The sequence below is a fragment of the uncultured Maricaulis sp. genome (assembly GCF_947259345.1).
GTDB lineage: Bacteria > Pseudomonadota > Alphaproteobacteria > Caulobacterales > Maricaulaceae > Maricaulis.
Window position 1 is genome coordinate 147,968 of sequence record NZ_CAMYLS010000020.1, and the last position, 13,768, is coordinate 161,735.

Genomic DNA, 13,768 nt, shown 5'->3' on the forward strand with positions numbered 1-13,768 from the left:
GTTTTCGGCACCGGGTACACACCCGCGATCAGCCGGACTGCCACCCATTGCGACTGGATGAGAGGGAAGACCATGAAAATCGAATTCGCTGCCGCTCCGAACGCTGCCGGCGCGATCGCCGTGCCCGTCTATGAGGATGCCACCCTGTCGCCGGCGGCCGCCGCGCTCGACTCGGCCTCCAATGGTGCGATCAAGCGGGCCATCACCGGCTCGCGCTTCACCGGCAAGCCGGCTCAGACGCTGGACATCATCGCGCCGACCGGCAGCGAAGCCAGCCGAATCGTCCTGTTTGGTCTCGGTGCCAAGGACAAGCGTACCGGGTCGACCCTGGAAAAGGCTGCTGCGGCCGTGGTCGCCAAGCTCCTTTTGAGCGGCGAGACGACCCTGTCGATCCAGTTTGACGGTGAGACCGATGGCGAGGGCGCGGCCCGTTCCGGCCTTGGTGCCCGTCTGGCCTCCTACCGCTATGACCAGTTCCGCACCAAGCTGAAGGACGACCAGAAGCCGTCCCTCACCGAGCTGACCATCGCTGTCAGCGATGTCGATGGGGCCAAGGCGGCCTGGCAAGCCTGGGGCGCGGTCGCCGATGGTGTCGACCTGGCGCGGGAAGTCACCAATCTTCCGCCGAATATTCTCAACCCGGAGACCTATGCCAAGAAGATCGAGGGCATGGCCGAGCACGGGCTCGAGATCGAGATCCTCGATGAAGTCCAGATGACCGAGCTCGGCATGGGCGCGCTTCTGGGTGTCGGCCAGGCCTCGGAATTCGAAAGCAAGATCGCCATCATGAAGTGGAGCGGCGGGCCGGAAGGCGAAAAACCGCTTCTCTTCGTCGGCAAGGGCCTGACCTTCGACAGTGGCGGCATCTCCTTGAAGCCGGGTGCCGGTATGGACGAGATGCGCGGTGACATGGGCGGCTCGGCCGCCGTGGTCGGCCTGATGCGCGCTCTGGCGGGCCGCAAGGCAAAGGTCAATGCGATCGGCATTGTCGGCCTGGTCGAGAACATGCCCGACGGCAACGCCCAGCGCCCGGGTGACATCGTCACGGCGATGTCCGGTACGACGATCGAGATTCTCAATACGGACGCGGAAGGCCGCCTCGTTCTGGCCGACGTGCTCTGGTACAGTCAGGACCGCTTCGATCCCAAGCTGATCATCGACCTGGCGACTCTCACGGGCGCCATCCTGATCGGTCTCGGCAATACCCGCGCCGGCATTTTCACGAATTCCGATGATATCGCCGCCCAGCTGTCCTCGGCCGGTGATGCCTCCGACGAGCCGGTTTGGCGTCTGCCGCTCGGTCCGGACTATGAAAAGCATATCGAGACCAAGAATGCTGACATCAAGAATGTTGGCGAAGGCCGTCTCGCCGGTTCGATCTCGGCGGCGGAATTCCTCAAATGCTTCGTCAATGACAAGCCGTGGTGCCATATCGACATCGCCGGTACCGCCATGGGCGGCATGGGTGGCAAGGACGATCCGCGCCAGCCGAGCTGGGGCACGGGCTGGGGTGTGCGCATCCTCGACCGTTTCGTCCGCGACAACTACGAGGGCTAGGCCCTGCAGGTGATGAGGGCGGCCGGAGCGGCCGCCCTTTTCATGTCAGGCAAGAGGTGAGGGCATGAGCGGCGATCTCTGGTTCTACCATCTCGAGCGATCCTCGCTGGACGAGGTCCTGCCCGAATTGCTGGAGAAGACGCTGGCGCGGGGCTGGCGGGCTCTGGTGCGTTCGCCCGACGCCAAGCGTCGCGAAACACTCGATCAGCTCCTGTGGTCCTGGCGTCCCGACAGCTTCCTGCCGCATGCCCAGGCCGAGGCCGGGGATGCCGAGCGCCAGCCGGTTCTGATCGCCGAGGATGAAGCCAATCCCAATCGAGCCCAGTGCCTCTTCCTGCTGGATGGTGCCGAACCCGAAAATCCGTCATCCTTTGACCGCATGATCGTCATGTTTGACGGGCAGGACGAGATGGCGGTGAACGACGCCCGCGCCTTGTGGAAGAAAGCCTCGGGGCAGGGCTGTACAGTATCCTACTGGCGCCAGTCGCCGGAAGGCCGATGGGAGAAGAAGGCATGACACGTTTTTTGTTGATCGCACTGGCCGGACTGGCAGTCACGGCTTGCTCGACGGGCGGACATCCGATTGATGGTGGCGACACAATGATGCCGGAGCCTGATTTCTCCGGCGAAGTGGACAACGGCGAGCCGACGGACCCGGACGCTTTCTGCGGCGCCAATGCGATGAGCTATTTGGTCGGCCAGTCGGTCGACGAGGTCGATCTGGGCACCCTGCACGGCAATATCCGCCTGATCTATCCGGATACCGCCGTCACCCGTGATTATCGCCGTGAACGCCTCAATCTTGACCTCTCCGAAGCCGGTGTCATCCTGCGGCCCTGGTGTGGTTGAGCGAGTTCCTGTCATGAAGATGCGTGTGATCCTTTTGAGCTGTCTCGTTGCCGGGTGCGCGCTGACAACACGAGGGCCTGCGCCTGCAACCCAGCCTGCATCGGCAGGTGAGCTGCCGCCATTGGGAGCGGCCGAGGATGTGGATGGCAGTGAGGTTCGCGCGCCGATCACCGGCACATGCGGCATGGAAGACCTGCAGCATTTTGTCGGTCAGCCGCGTGTCAGTGTGCCGCGCTCGGCCGTGCCGGAGAATTACCGGGTCGTCGGTCCCAATTCGGTGGTGACCATGGATTACCGACCGGATCGTCTGACCATTCGCGTCGACGAGAATGACGTGGTCGAAAGCCTGGCCTGCGGTTGACGGCCTTTTTCGCTAGGCGATGAAGAGATGCTGCAGACGGGCCGCGTGATGGCTGGTCAATGAGCGTGTGTGCCGTGCCAGCCAGGCGCCGAGTGCCTGCGCCGTCTCTATCGCGGCCTCACGATTGAGCAAATCCCCGTCGGCAGCCTGCGGGTTGTCAGGTGCGTCATGGGAGTCCGGATCCGGCGGCAACACGATATCGACCCGGATCTCGTCCGGGCTGTGATAGCTGTCATCGGGGCGTGGGGCCGGCTGTTTCGGTGCCGTGGGCGAACCGGTCTTGCGGGCGGGAAGCGGGCGCGACGGCGGTATGGCATCGATCTTCATGACAGGCCTCCGGCGCGGGCGAGAACCCGAACAGGAAAAGTGCCGGACCCGATAGGTCCGGCCTCGGCCAGATCAGCCAGTTTTTCTACCGCCGGTCGGTCACCCTTTTGGTAGATGACGCCCGGCAGTGCGCCTGCGGATCTCATTGATCCATCCACCTTGTTCTAAGGAGCTCATATTATATGAGCGCAATTACGAATGGTTTCTTAACGGGACGAGGGCGGCGCAATAATGCGGCAAGCAATCGTCATAAAACAGGAATGGGCTCTACCCCGCCTGCGCCGCTTCCAGCTTTTCTTCCGCTTCCAGCCAGCTCATCTCCGCCGCATCCAGAAGCTCGACGGCTTTGGCGCGCTTGATCTGGAGGTCGGTCGCGGTCTTGGGGTCTTTCTGGTAGAGGCCCGGCGCGGCGAGGGCCTTGTCGATGACGTCGATGATGCCGCGCAGGCGGTCGGCTTCCTTGTCCCAGCGGGCGATCTCGTCGCGCAGGGGTTTGAGGGCCTTGCGCTGGTCCGCGGCGGAGCGGCGGGCGACGGTCTTTTCGTCCATCGCGGCGGTCTTTTTTTTCGGGCCATCCTTCGGGGCGCGGCCGAGTAGAGACTGTCGATAGGTCTCGATATCCTCGTCATAGGGTTTGACCGTGCCATCACCGACCACCCAGAGCCGGTCGACACAGCTCTCGATGAGATGCCGGTCGTGCGAGATCAGGACGACGGCGCCCTCATACTCATTGATCGCCTGGATGAGGGCGGCGCGGCTGTCCATGTCGAGATGGTTGGTCGGTTCATCGAGGATGAGGAGGTGCGGGCCCTCAAAGGTGATGAGGTTGAACAGGAGGCGCGCCTTCTCGCCGCCGGACAGCGTGTCGGCCGGAGTTTCCTGACGGTCCCCGGGCAGGCCAAATGTCGCCAGCCGGGCGCGGCGCTGGGCCTCGGTGGCGTCCGGCATCAGCTCGATAATGTGCTGATAGGCCGACATGTCCGGTGACAGGCTGTCGATCTGGTGCTGGGCGAAATAGGCGATCTGCATCTTCTTGTGCTTGCGCAGATGCCCCTCGAGCGGAACGAGCCGGTCGCACAGGAGTTTGGCCATGGTCGACTTGCCGGCGCCATTGCGGCCGAGAATGCCGATCCGGTCCTCGGTGTCGATGTTGAGATTGACGTCGCGCAGGACCGGCTTGCCCGGCGCATAGCCGGCCTGGAGATTGACAATGCGCACAATCGGCGGGGCCATGCGGCGTTGCGGGCTGGGGAAGTTGAAGGGCGCCACCGGGTCCTCGACCTGGGTCGCCACGATCTGCATCTTCTCCAGCCGCTTGACCCGCGACTGGGCCTGTTTGGCCTTGGACGCCTTGGCCTTGAAGCGGTCGACGAAGGATTGCAGATGGCGCCGCTCGACCTCCTGCTTTTCGACCATTTTCATCTGCAAGCGTTGCCGCTCCGCCAGCGCCTTCTCGAAATCATCATAGCCGCCATCCCAGACGGTCAGCTTGCCCTGCTTGAGATGAGCGATCTTCTGCATGGCGCCGTTGAGCAGGTCGCGGTCGTGCGAGATGACCAGGGCGGCGCCGGGGAAGGTCTTGAGATAGGCCTGCAGCCACATCACGCCTTCCAGATCGAGATAGTTGGTCGGCTCGTCCAGCAGAAGGAGGTCGGGCCGGGCGAACAGGGTGGCGGCCAGGGCCACCCGCATGCGCCAGCCGCCGGAAAATTCGCGACAGGGGCGGCGTTGTTCCTCACCCGTAAAACCCAGCCCGGCCAGGATCGACCCGGCGCGAGCTTCGGCGGTGTGGCTGTCGATATCGGCCAGTCGGGTCTGGATCTCGGCGATGCGATTGGGTTCGGTTGCCGTTTCCGCTTCGGCCAGCAGGGCAGCGCGTTCGGTATCGGCGGCCATCACCACATCGATCAGGCTGTCATCACCGCCCGGCGCTTCCTGGGCCACCGAGCCGACGCGGGCACCCTTTTGCACGCGCGCCTCACCGCCCTCGGTCGCCGCCTCGCCACGGATCAGCCGGAACAGGGTCGATTTGCCTGTCCCGTTGCGACCGACCAGACCCATCTTGGTCTTGGCCGGCAGGAAGAGCGTCGCCTGATCAAAGAGCATCCGCCCTTCAATGCGATAGGTGAGGTCATTGATGTGCAACATGGCGAGACGCGGTTAGCGCGGAGCGGCAGGGCGCGCAAGCAGGTCTTACTCTTGCCATAAAGGCTGCCCAGCTTCGCGATGGGGAGAGAATGCGATGGCTTTGCGTCTTGTGGCGAGTTTGGCGATTGTCTTGTTCACCGCAGGGCCGGGACAGGCGCAGGAAGCGCTGGCCGACTCGCAGCGCGAATTCATTGCCCGTTTCCAGGCGGCGACTGCGCCGGCCCGCAGCTCAAGCCGTGAGCGCGGCGCCGCTGCTGACTTTCTGATGGCGGAGATCGAGCGCCGGGGTCTGACGGCTGAGCGAAAGCCTTATCGCGCACCCAATGTCCATCCGCTGCTGGATCTGATCATGCCGCCCTTCAGCGGGGTGAATGTGACCGCGACGATCCCGGCCACGCTCGACGATGCTCCGGTTGTCATCCTTGGCGCCCACTATGACAGCGAAGCCGGCAGTCCGGGGGCCGACGACAATGCCAGTGGCATTGCGGCCATGCTGAGTATTGCCGAGGCGATCGCTGCGGAGCCGAGGCGGGACTACACCGTGATCCTCGTTTTCTTTGACCAGGAAGAGGAGGGCAAGATCGGCAGTGCGGCGTTTGCGCGCCAGTTGGTGAATGCCGGCGAAGACATTCATTCCATGCACTCCATCGACATGGCAGGCTGGGACAGTGATGGCGACCGGGCAATCGAGATTGATGCCCCGGACAGCTGGTACCCGCGCTATGAGCGGGCCGCGCGGGAGATGGATATTCCCATCACGCGTGTGACCTATGATTCCAGCGATCACGTCTCTTTTCGGGATCGCGGCATTGATGCCGTCTGTCTGGGCGAAGCTTTTCGCTTGCGCGATTCCTCGCCGCACCGACACCGGTCTACCGACACGGCCGACACGCTCAATCACGCCTATCTGGCTCGCAATACGCGCCTCATGCAGGGTGTCTTGTTGAGATTGATGCGGGGGCAGGCGTCATGAGGTTGTCGCTACCTGTTGGCGTTCTGGCTCTGACCTTGGCTGCCTTCACGGTGCGGGCCGTCATCTACGCCCTGATTGGTTCTCCCCTGCCATTGGTCTTCATCTTCGCTGTCTCACTCGCCTTGATCACAGCTCATTTGGCCGGGCGTGGTGCCGGACGTGTAGCTGTGCGTGTCTGGGCGCTATGGCTTGTGATTTACGGGGTGTTCCGGCTCGGCCTCGCCGGCCTGCTTGTCGTCGCCCCGGTCAGCTCGCCGCACGCGATCGCGAATACGGGGTGGGTCTTCATGCTCGTTTCTGCGCTTTATCTGCTTGCCGGGGCCTATCTTGTTGCCGCCTGGCGCAAGCCCGTCGAACCGGCCGTGACCGGATAACACTCTGCCGCTTTTCAAGAGGACGGCGGACCGCTATAAGCCGCGCGAATCCACAGGCCGGGTGTGTGCCCGGACAATCACAGTTTCAGTCTCAAGGACTTCTCCCATGGCGATCCAACGCACCTTCTCCATCATCAAGCCTGACGCCACTGCCCGTAACCTTACCGGCGCCATCAACGCCAAGATCGAGGAAGCCGGCCTGCGCATCATCGCCCAGAAGCGCATCCGTTTGTCGCGCGAGCAGGCTGAAGGCTTCTACGGCGTCCACAAGGAGCGTCCCTTCTTCAACGACCTCGTCACCTTCATGATTTCCGGCCCGGTCGTCGTCCAGGTCCTGGAAGGCGAAGACGCCATCGCCAAATACCGCACCGTGATGGGCGCGACGAACCCGGAACAGGCCGATGCCGGCACGATCCGCAAGGAGTTCGCCGAGTCGATCGAAGCCAATTCCGTGCACGGTTCCGACGCGCCGGAAACCGCCGCCGAGGAAATCCCCTTCTTCTTCTCCGACGACGAGATCGTCGGCTAGGGCATACGCCTGATCGAGCTTGACAGGCCCGGCGGAAACGTCGGGCCTTTTTTGTTGGCTGAAGACGCGGTGGCAGCTGTCCTGGTGATCGCAGGAAACGGATTGCGCGGGATCGCGGGCGACCCTAACTGGCAATCCTGACTTTATGCGGGGACGTGTATGGATATCGCGCTCTGGTTCAGCCTGGTGGGCTTCGTTTGCGCGATGTCCTACACGCCCGGACCCAATAATCTCATGGTGATGTCGTCGAGCGCTTTGTTTGGCATCCGCCGGACGCTGCCGCACTGGCTGGGCGTGAATATCGGCTTCAACCTTTTGCTTGTCGCCAGCGTCTTCGGGCTCGGTGAGCTGGTGCAGCGCTATCCGGTCGCCTTGCTTGTGGTGAAGATCGGCGGCGCGCTCTGGCTCACCTGGATGGCGAGCCAGTTTGTTCGAGCGGCGGTCCATCCCCTGCCGGCCGCCCAGCGTGCCAAGGGGAAAACGCGCACGCGCCCCTTCAAGGTCCATGAGGCGGCACTCTTCCAGATCATCAATCCGAAGGCGCTGATGATGACGATCTCGGCGGCGGGCGCCTATGTTGCCCTGGCCGAGACCGCCCCCGAGCGGGCATTGATCATGGTGGTGACCTTCATCATTTTCGGCTCGCCCGGCGGGTTGGCCTGGATGTTTGCCGGCGGGACGCTGAAACGTTTCCTGGGCGACCCCCGCTGGGCCCGAATACTCAATGCGGGGATTGCCCTGATCATTGTCGCGACCATCGCGATGGTCCTCGTCAGCTAGTCCTCGGCGAGGCGGGCCAGCAATGCGTCCAGCATCACATCATCAGCGCCGCGCACAGTCGGAGCGGGCAGGCTGACATCCGGCGTTACCGGATGGGTCTCTTGCTCGCCATTGGGGCGGATGATGTGGGCCTTGGCATAGCCGACACGGAAACCGGAATGGGGCAGGGTGAAATATTCCATCGCGCCGAAGGTCGTCGCCATGTCCCGCGTGGTTTCGCCATAAATCGTGCCGAAACTGTAGTCCTGGATCAGGGCCGCCGTGGTCACCGCGTTGGAGAAACTGTTGCGGTTGACCAGGACATGGACATTGCCGGTGAATTGTTGGCCGTGGCGAGGCTGAGCATAGGGCAGGTCGTAGGAGACGAGGTCGCCGGGTTCGGTGTTGGCGAACAATTCGATCAGGTCCCGCGAGACGTCATGGTCGCCGTCCGGGTTGGCATCAATCCGCGCCTGGATGGACGCGGCGGTCTGTGCGCTCACGCGAACCCGGAAGTCCGATGCGAACCGGAACGGTTCGTCGGCAAACCACGCGACCACCGGATCGGAAAATGAGATATCACCGCCCGGATTGTCGCGCAGGTCGAGGATGAGGTCGGTCGCGCCGGTCTCAATAAAGCGCTCGAAAGCCGCATCGATAAAGCCCGTAAAACGCTGCACCGCTGCCGGCGCATAGGCCTGGTCCGGTGTCTCGGCGTCGACATCGAAGAAGGGACCGGGACGCAGATAGGCGGTCGTCGTGGTCAACATGCTCGCTTCGCGGCCGACCAGTGAAAAACCCGGCTCGATTTCTTCCAGCTCCCACATGGATTCGGCGGGAATGGCATCCAGGGTGAGGGTCTGCGCGACACCCTCTCGCTCGATCTCGACGGTGAAATTGTCGCGGACACCGTATTCCAGCCACACATAGTAAAACTCGCCCTGGCTGAGGATTGAGTAGGCGAGGGCCGGAGTGTCGGCAGAGACATGCTGTGTCAGGCGTTGCAGCCAGACCGGATTGGGCTCGCCGTTCAGGGCGAGTAACCGGTCGCCCGGCTGCACCGCACTGCCCTGCGGGGCGGCGGAGACGATCACCTCACCATGAGCGACCTGGAAACGTAGCGGAAAGATCGGGCCGCCCCGGGAGAAGAAAGCCGGCCAGCCGGGGCTGAGACCGTCCATCCGGTTATGGGATTGGCGCGCCAGGGCGGTGAAGCGCTGAAAGTCCGTGTAGAGGGCGTGCGGCGTGATCGGGGCGTCATAGCCCGCGCGCATTTCCTGGTAGCGGGCCTCGAACACGGATTCGGGCGTTTCCGAATAGAGGTCAGCGGCGGAAGCGCGTAGGCCGTGATAAAGATGGTCCAGGTCTTCGCGCGCTTGTTGCGCGGTGACGTGGTCCTCCTGGGCGCAGGCCTGGGTGGACAGGGTCAGCAAGGCCGCAGCGAGGGCGCAGACGGGTTGGGCAAGCAGGCGCATGGGTTACCTTCCATATTGCGGGGTGCGGCTTTACGAAAGCGCCGGCTCGTGTAGGAAAGCCATGACCGGGGGGTCCTGAAGTTCTGACCTTTTTATTTTTACCCCTGAATTCGCAAGAGGCAGCACATGCTGGGCAAGCGCGTGACAATCGGGGAATGGCTGGTTGATGCGACCGCCAACCGGATCTCCGGCGAGGCGGGGGAGATCGAGCTGGAGCCGCGCGTCATGGACTTGTTGATGCTGTTCGCCGGGCAACCGGGCGAGGTGATCAGCAAGGACGAGATCGCGGCGGCCCTTTGGGGCGAGGTTCATGTCAATGACGATGCGCTGACCCGGACAGTCTTCAAATTGCGCAAGGCGCTGGGGGATGATGCCCGCAATGCGCGCTATATCGCGACCGTACCCAAGCGCGGCTATCGCCTGGTGGCAGAGGTCTCGACCCCGGTTGACCGGCTTGCCGCGAGCGCAGAAAGCTGGCGGCGGGGCTTCGGCGTGATGGCCGTGACCCTGGCGGTTCTTTTCGTGGCGATGCTGGGCTGGGGCTTGATGTTCGGCGAGGGAAGCGCGCCCGCCAATCATGCCGCCAGTGACCGCTTGGCCCGTGCCGACGGCTTCTACCATCAGTATACCCGCGCCGATAATGAAGCCGCGCTGCGCCTCTATGAAAGCGTGCTGGATGACGACGCTGACAATGCGGCCGCCCTGGCCGGTCTCGCCAATGCGTTGACCCAGCGCCTGATCCGCTTCCAGGGCTCTGAGAGCGAGGGCAATGTGCGAAGCTCGCTCAGCCAGGCGCTGGAAGAAGGCTGGCTGGAGAGCGAGGCCGCGCGCGCCGGTCTCGAGCGCGCGGTGGCCATGGCCCGGCGTGCAACCGAGCTTGATCCCTCTCATGCGCGAGCCTGGCGGGCGCTGGGGCTCGCCGTCTCTGCGGCCGGCGAGTTCAGCTGGGCCGAGCGCAGCTATGAGCGCGCCCTGGTCATCGATCCGGATGATTGGGGGACGATGATCAATCTGTCTGGACTCCACCGCCTCATGGGCCAGCCGGAGCGCTCGACCCCCTATCTGGAACAGGCCTGGATATCCATGGAGCGGCGATACGCCCGTGACCCGGTCGAGATCCGGCCCTGGCATTCCAGCGTCGGATTGTCGGTCGCCGAAGCGAAGCTCGCGGACGGGGCACCGGAAGAGGCCGAGCTCTGGTATCGACGTGTGCTGACGCTGGACCCGTTCAATGCGCGGGCGGTGCGGGGCCTGGCCGCCTTGCTGGAACAGTCGGGCAATGCAGCCGATGCAGCGGCGCTATGTGACGGGCTGGCACGCTCAACCGACGCGACCTGCTGAACCGGCTGCCACGCTTGCGCCAACCGGCGAGCTGACAGACCATGCGCCAAGCCAATCGCCGGAGCGCTGCCATGACCGATCTTGCCCGTCTCGTTCAAGCCCTGCCCAAGGCCGAGCTTCACCTGCATCTGGAAGGCTCGCTCGAGCCGGAGCTGATGTTCGAGCTGGCCCGGCGAAATGGCATCGAGATCCCGTATGACTCGGTCGAGGCGATCCGCGCGGCCTATGACTTCTCCAATCTGCAGGACTTCCTCGACATCTATTATGTCGGCATGAACGTGCTCGTGACCGAGGCGGACTTTTTCGATCTGACCTGGGCTTACCTGTCCCGTGTTCACGCCGAGAATGTCCGTCATGTCGAGCTGTTCTTTGATCCGCAGGGCCATACGGATCGCGGCATTGCTTTCGGGACCGTGCTGGACGGGATCAGCCGGGCGCTGGCAAAGGCCGAGACCGAGTGGGGCCTGACATCCCGCCTCATCCTCTGCTTCCTGCGCCATCTCTCTGAAGAGGCTGCCTTCGAGACGCTGGATATGGCGAAACCGCATCTTGATCGCATCCATGGTGTCGGGCTGGACAGTTCCGAGCTGGGGCACCCGCCGTCGAAATTCCAGCGTGTCTTCGATACGGCCGGCGCGCTCGGTCTGAAGCGTGTGGCCCATGCCGGCGAGGAAGGTCCGCCATCCTATGTCCATGAGGCGCTGGACCTGCTCAAGGTCGACCGGATCGATCACGGCAATCGCGCCCTTGAGGACGGAACGCTGGTGGCGCGGCTCGGTCGCGAGCAGATGGCCCTGACCGTCTGTCCCTTTTCCAATTTGCGCCTGTGCGTGATTGACCGTCTGGAAGACCACCCGCTCAAACGCATGCTCTCGCTGGGGCTGCGTGCGACGGTCAATTCGGATGATCCGGCCTATTTCGGCGGCTATCTGAATGACAATTATATCCGCACGGCCGAAGCGATCGGTCTGACCGCCGATGAGATCATCGAGCTGGCCAAGAACTCCTTCCGCGGCAGCTTCCTGCCCGAGGACAAGATCGAGGCCCATCTCGCGGCGATCGATGAGGCGGTCCGCGATGTGATGGTCGCCAGCTGACGTCAATTCGCTTGCCGATCCGGGGTTTCAGTCTAACACTGATTTCCACGGGTGGATTTGCACGACACTGGGTCGTCTCGACGCGTCATCGAAACGGTCAGGATATCCCATGTTGTTGAATATTTTGCAGGTATCGGCGAGGTCGCTCGTCGCCATTCTGGCTGGCATGAGCCTGTGCGGAGCCACAGTCTCGGGTCAGAATGCTTTGCCACGACGGGCCTATCCGCAAGGGGCTCAACATCTCACCCACGATGACCTCATTGCTCGGATTTATGCGCTGGATTGCGACTTTCTGGTCAATACCGCTCCCGGGCCCTACGAAAACAGGCTCGGCATCTACCGCAGCAACCGTCTCGCCGAGCCAGGCCAGTGTGTTGCTGAGCGGCGTATGGCCGAAGCGCGCGCGGCTGCTGTCCACCGCGAAGGTGGCGCCTGCCGCCGCTGCGATTTCCGAAACTGGAACGGCGCTCCGATCGGTGGCGATTTCGATTTCTCCGAGAGCGTTTTCAGCCGAGCCCAACTGGCCAATGACGACTTCGCGAATGCCAATCTGACGCGCGCGGTGTTCGACTATGCCAACCTCACTGGCGCCAGCCTGGCCGGCGCCAATCTGAGTCAAGCCAATCTGTCGAACGCGGACTTTTCGGGCGCGAATCTCACCGGTGCGAATCTCACCGGTGCCAATCTGACGGATGCCAATCTGACCGGTGCCATCCTGCGCGGTGCCCAGCTTGGTGGTGCCAATCTGCAGCGCGTCAATTTACAGCGTGCTCAAATGGACATGAACACGCGGCTCGATGCCTGGACCGGCCTCGACCTGCGCGGTGCCAGCCTCACGCGGATGCACTTCCTGCAGGAAGATTTTCGTGGGGCACGATTGAGCAATGTTGATTTCAGCGGCTCCATACTGACAGGCGCTAATTTTGCCGGCGCTGATCTCTCCGGCGCCAATTTCAGCGGCGCCAATCTTCGGTCGACGATTTTTGTCGGAGCGAATCTGACGGGCGCTGATCTGCACCAGCAATGGCTCAATGATACCCAGTTCGGGAACACCAATCTGACGCGCGCCAACCTGAATGAGGTGACACTCGGCAATAATCAGCTGATGCGGCTTGAGATGACCCGCGCCACCCTGGTCGGGGCCAATCTCAGCGGAGCGAATTTCTTCCGAGCCAACCTGTCCGGTGCTGATTTCAGCCGCGCCAATCTGAACCGTGCCGATATGTCGAGCACCACCCTGATCGAAACCAATTTTACGGGCGCTACCCTGACCGGGGCGATCTTCGGTCATGCCGATATGAGCCGTGCCAATATCGCTGATGCTGACCTGACGGGTGCCAATCTCATGGCCGTTCGGAACATAGCCAGCATCCTGATGAGCGAGCAGACAATTTTCTGTCGCACAATCGGCTATGATGGAAGTGTCTTCAGCTATACCTGTCCGAATGCCGAAATTGACGTGAGATAGGCGACTGGACGCGCTGGACGCTTAGCCCTCGACGGTTGACTCTCAGCACTCAGTCCTCGGAGCCAGGCCGCTTGCGCAAGGATTTTCTCTGCGACTTCTGGGCCTTGGCCGTCTTCACGCGTTTCATCGAGGCGAGGGAGGGCCGCGCCTTCTTGCGCGGTTTTGGCGCGATCAGCGCCTGTTCGATCAGTTTTCGAAGCCGGTCTCTCGCCTCGGCCCGATTGCGCTCGCGTTCGCGATGGGTGTCGGCGCGCAGGACCAGGGCGCCGTCCTTGGTCATGCGCGAGCCAGCAAGGCGCACCAGGCGCCGTTTCGCGACTTCGGGCAGGGTGGTGTTGCCGGCGAGGTCAAAGCGAAGCTGGACGGCGCTTTCCGTCTTGTTGACATGCTGACCACCGGGACCAGAGGCGCGGATGAAACGCTCCTCGATCTCTGCCTCGTCAATCAGAATAGTGTCGGCGATCAACATGTCCGGCCTCGCGAGTGCGCCCCTACTTGCCGTGTTTTCAG

The 13,768-nt window shown here is 62.9% G+C and carries 16 protein-coding genes; 11 read left to right on the forward strand and 5 right to left on the reverse strand.

The window, feature by feature from the left end; genetic code table 11:
- Nucleotides 1-72 precede the first annotated feature (72 nt).
- The 4 genes from Q0X62_RS10130 (at nucleotide 73) to Q0X62_RS10145 (ending at nucleotide 2,767) form a co-directional block, all read left to right on the forward strand.
- Nucleotides 73-1,557 carry a leucyl aminopeptidase gene (locus Q0X62_RS10130; protein WP_297734972.1) on the forward strand — a complete coding sequence of 495 codons (1,485 nt, stop codon included), beginning with the start codon at nucleotides 73-75 and terminating at the stop codon, nucleotides 1,555-1,557.
- Nucleotides 1,558-1,621: 64 nt separating this feature from the next.
- Nucleotides 1,622-2,074 (forward strand): DNA polymerase III subunit chi, encoded by a 453-nt coding sequence (locus Q0X62_RS10135; protein WP_297734975.1) that lies wholly within the window; start codon nucleotides 1,622-1,624, stop codon nucleotides 2,072-2,074.
- Nucleotides 2,071-2,406, forward strand: coding sequence for an I78 family peptidase inhibitor (locus Q0X62_RS10140; RefSeq protein ID WP_297734978.1), 336 nt, complete (start codon nucleotides 2,071-2,073; stop codon nucleotides 2,404-2,406). Before Q0X62_RS10135 ends, Q0X62_RS10140 begins: the two co-directional genes overlap by 4 nt.
- Before the next feature lie 13 nt (nucleotides 2,407-2,419).
- Nucleotides 2,420-2,767, forward strand: coding sequence for an I78 family peptidase inhibitor (locus Q0X62_RS10145; protein WP_297734981.1), 348 nt, complete (start codon nucleotides 2,420-2,422; stop codon nucleotides 2,765-2,767).
- A gap of 12 nt (nucleotides 2,768-2,779) precedes the next feature.
- On the opposite strand, the gene Q0X62_RS10150 is transcribed toward Q0X62_RS10145, so the two are convergent.
- From Q0X62_RS10150 to Q0X62_RS10160, 3 genes are all read right to left on the reverse strand, one after another.
- Entirely contained in the window at nucleotides 2,780-3,094 is a 315-nt protein-coding gene (locus Q0X62_RS10150) for a hypothetical protein (RefSeq protein WP_297734983.1), read from the reverse strand.
- Entirely contained in the window at nucleotides 3,091-3,240 is a 150-nt protein-coding gene (locus tag Q0X62_RS10155) for a hypothetical protein (RefSeq protein ID WP_297734988.1), read from the reverse strand. The genes Q0X62_RS10150 and Q0X62_RS10155 overlap by 4 nt, the downstream gene beginning before the upstream one ends.
- Nucleotides 3,241-3,361: 121 nt before the next feature.
- Nucleotides 3,362-5,242, reverse strand: coding sequence for an ABC-F family ATP-binding cassette domain-containing protein (locus tag Q0X62_RS10160; protein ID WP_297734991.1), 1,881 nt, complete (start codon nucleotides 5,240-5,242; stop codon nucleotides 3,362-3,364).
- Nucleotides 5,243-5,336: 94 nt separating this feature from the next.
- On the opposite strand from Q0X62_RS10160, the gene Q0X62_RS10165 reads away from it, so the two are divergent.
- The 4 genes from Q0X62_RS10165 to Q0X62_RS10180 all read left to right on the forward strand — a co-directional run bounded on the left by Q0X62_RS10165 (nucleotide 5,337) and on the right by Q0X62_RS10180 (nucleotide 7,898).
- The gene (locus Q0X62_RS10165) at nucleotides 5,337-6,215 is read left to right on the forward strand and encodes a M20/M25/M40 family metallo-hydrolase (RefSeq protein ID WP_297734993.1); all 879 of its coding nucleotides are present in this window, start codon (nucleotides 5,337-5,339) and stop codon (nucleotides 6,213-6,215) included.
- Nucleotides 6,212-6,589 (forward strand): hypothetical protein, encoded by a 378-nt coding sequence (locus Q0X62_RS10170; RefSeq protein WP_297734996.1) that lies wholly within the window; start codon nucleotides 6,212-6,214, stop codon nucleotides 6,587-6,589. Before Q0X62_RS10165 ends, Q0X62_RS10170 begins: the two co-directional genes overlap by 4 nt.
- A gap of 106 nt (nucleotides 6,590-6,695) precedes the next feature.
- The gene (gene ndk / locus Q0X62_RS10175; protein ID WP_297735006.1) at nucleotides 6,696-7,118 is read left to right on the forward strand and encodes a nucleoside-diphosphate kinase; all 423 of its coding nucleotides are present in this window, start codon (nucleotides 6,696-6,698) and stop codon (nucleotides 7,116-7,118) included.
- Between the two features lie 159 nt (nucleotides 7,119-7,277).
- Complete coding sequence (locus Q0X62_RS10180) at nucleotides 7,278-7,898, forward strand: LysE family translocator (RefSeq protein WP_297735008.1); 621 nt, start codon at nucleotides 7,278-7,280, stop codon at nucleotides 7,896-7,898.
- Here the strand turns inward: Q0X62_RS10180 and Q0X62_RS10185 are convergent.
- Nucleotides 7,895-9,352, reverse strand: coding sequence for a S41 family peptidase (locus Q0X62_RS10185; protein ID WP_297735011.1), 1,458 nt, complete (start codon nucleotides 9,350-9,352; stop codon nucleotides 7,895-7,897). The genes Q0X62_RS10180 and Q0X62_RS10185 overlap by 4 nt on opposite strands.
- 126 nt (nucleotides 9,353-9,478) lie before the next feature.
- Here Q0X62_RS10185 and Q0X62_RS10190 point away from each other — a divergent pair, with 126 nt between their 5' ends.
- The 3 genes from Q0X62_RS10190 (at nucleotide 9,479) to Q0X62_RS10200 (ending at nucleotide 13,258) form a co-directional block, all read left to right on the forward strand.
- Complete coding sequence (locus Q0X62_RS10190) at nucleotides 9,479-10,693, forward strand: winged helix-turn-helix domain-containing protein (RefSeq protein WP_297735014.1); 1,215 nt, start codon at nucleotides 9,479-9,481, stop codon at nucleotides 10,691-10,693.
- 71 nt (nucleotides 10,694-10,764) lie between these two features.
- A complete protein-coding gene (locus Q0X62_RS10195; RefSeq protein ID WP_297735017.1) occupies nucleotides 10,765-11,790 on the forward strand; it encodes an adenosine deaminase in 1,026 nt (341 codons plus the stop codon).
- Between the two features lie 109 nt (nucleotides 11,791-11,899).
- Complete coding sequence (locus tag Q0X62_RS10200) at nucleotides 11,900-13,258, forward strand: pentapeptide repeat-containing protein (RefSeq protein ID WP_297735021.1); 1,359 nt, start codon at nucleotides 11,900-11,902, stop codon at nucleotides 13,256-13,258.
- A gap of 49 nt (nucleotides 13,259-13,307) precedes the next feature.
- Here Q0X62_RS10200 and arfB read toward each other — a convergent pair whose 3' ends face one another.
- Nucleotides 13,308-13,727: an alternative ribosome rescue aminoacyl-tRNA hydrolase ArfB gene (gene arfB, locus Q0X62_RS10205; RefSeq protein ID WP_297735024.1), complete on the reverse strand. Its 420-nt coding sequence runs from the start codon at nucleotides 13,725-13,727 to the stop codon at nucleotides 13,308-13,310.
- Nucleotides 13,728-13,768: the final 41 nt, after the last annotated feature.

Coding starts and splice junctions, on each gene's coding strand:
- Q0X62_RS10130 (WP_297734972.1), top strand. CDS start 73: ATGAAAATCGAATTCGCTGCCGCTCCGAACGCTGCCGGCGCGATCGCC.
- Q0X62_RS10135 (WP_297734975.1), top strand. CDS start 1,622: ATGAGCGGCGATCTCTGGTTCTACCATCTCGAGCGATCCTCGCTGGAC.
- Q0X62_RS10140 (WP_297734978.1), top strand. CDS start 2,071: ATGACACGTTTTTTGTTGATCGCACTGGCCGGACTGGCAGTCACGGCT.
- Q0X62_RS10145 (WP_297734981.1), top strand. CDS start 2,420: ATGAAGATGCGTGTGATCCTTTTGAGCTGTCTCGTTGCCGGGTGCGCG.
- Q0X62_RS10150 (WP_297734983.1), bottom strand. CDS start 3,094: ATGAAGATCGATGCCATACCGCCGTCGCGCCCGCTTCCCGCCCGCAAG.
- Q0X62_RS10155 (WP_297734988.1), bottom strand. CDS start 3,240: ATGAGATCCGCAGGCGCACTGCCGGGCGTCATCTACCAAAAGGGTGAC.
- Q0X62_RS10160 (WP_297734991.1), bottom strand. CDS start 5,242: ATGTTGCACATCAATGACCTCACCTATCGCATTGAAGGGCGGATGCTC.
- Q0X62_RS10165 (WP_297734993.1), top strand. CDS start 5,337: ATGGCTTTGCGTCTTGTGGCGAGTTTGGCGATTGTCTTGTTCACCGCA.
- Q0X62_RS10170 (WP_297734996.1), top strand. CDS start 6,212: ATGAGGTTGTCGCTACCTGTTGGCGTTCTGGCTCTGACCTTGGCTGCC.
- ndk (WP_297735006.1), top strand. CDS start 6,696: ATGGCGATCCAACGCACCTTCTCCATCATCAAGCCTGACGCCACTGCC.
- Q0X62_RS10180 (WP_297735008.1), top strand. CDS start 7,278: ATGGATATCGCGCTCTGGTTCAGCCTGGTGGGCTTCGTTTGCGCGATG.
- Q0X62_RS10185 (WP_297735011.1), bottom strand. CDS start 9,352: ATGCGCCTGCTTGCCCAACCCGTCTGCGCCCTCGCTGCGGCCTTGCTG.
- Q0X62_RS10190 (WP_297735014.1), top strand. CDS start 9,479: ATGCTGGGCAAGCGCGTGACAATCGGGGAATGGCTGGTTGATGCGACC.
- Q0X62_RS10195 (WP_297735017.1), top strand. CDS start 10,765: ATGACCGATCTTGCCCGTCTCGTTCAAGCCCTGCCCAAGGCCGAGCTT.
- Q0X62_RS10200 (WP_297735021.1), top strand. CDS start 11,900: ATGTTGTTGAATATTTTGCAGGTATCGGCGAGGTCGCTCGTCGCCATT.
- arfB (WP_297735024.1), bottom strand. CDS start 13,727: ATGTTGATCGCCGACACTATTCTGATTGACGAGGCAGAGATCGAGGAG.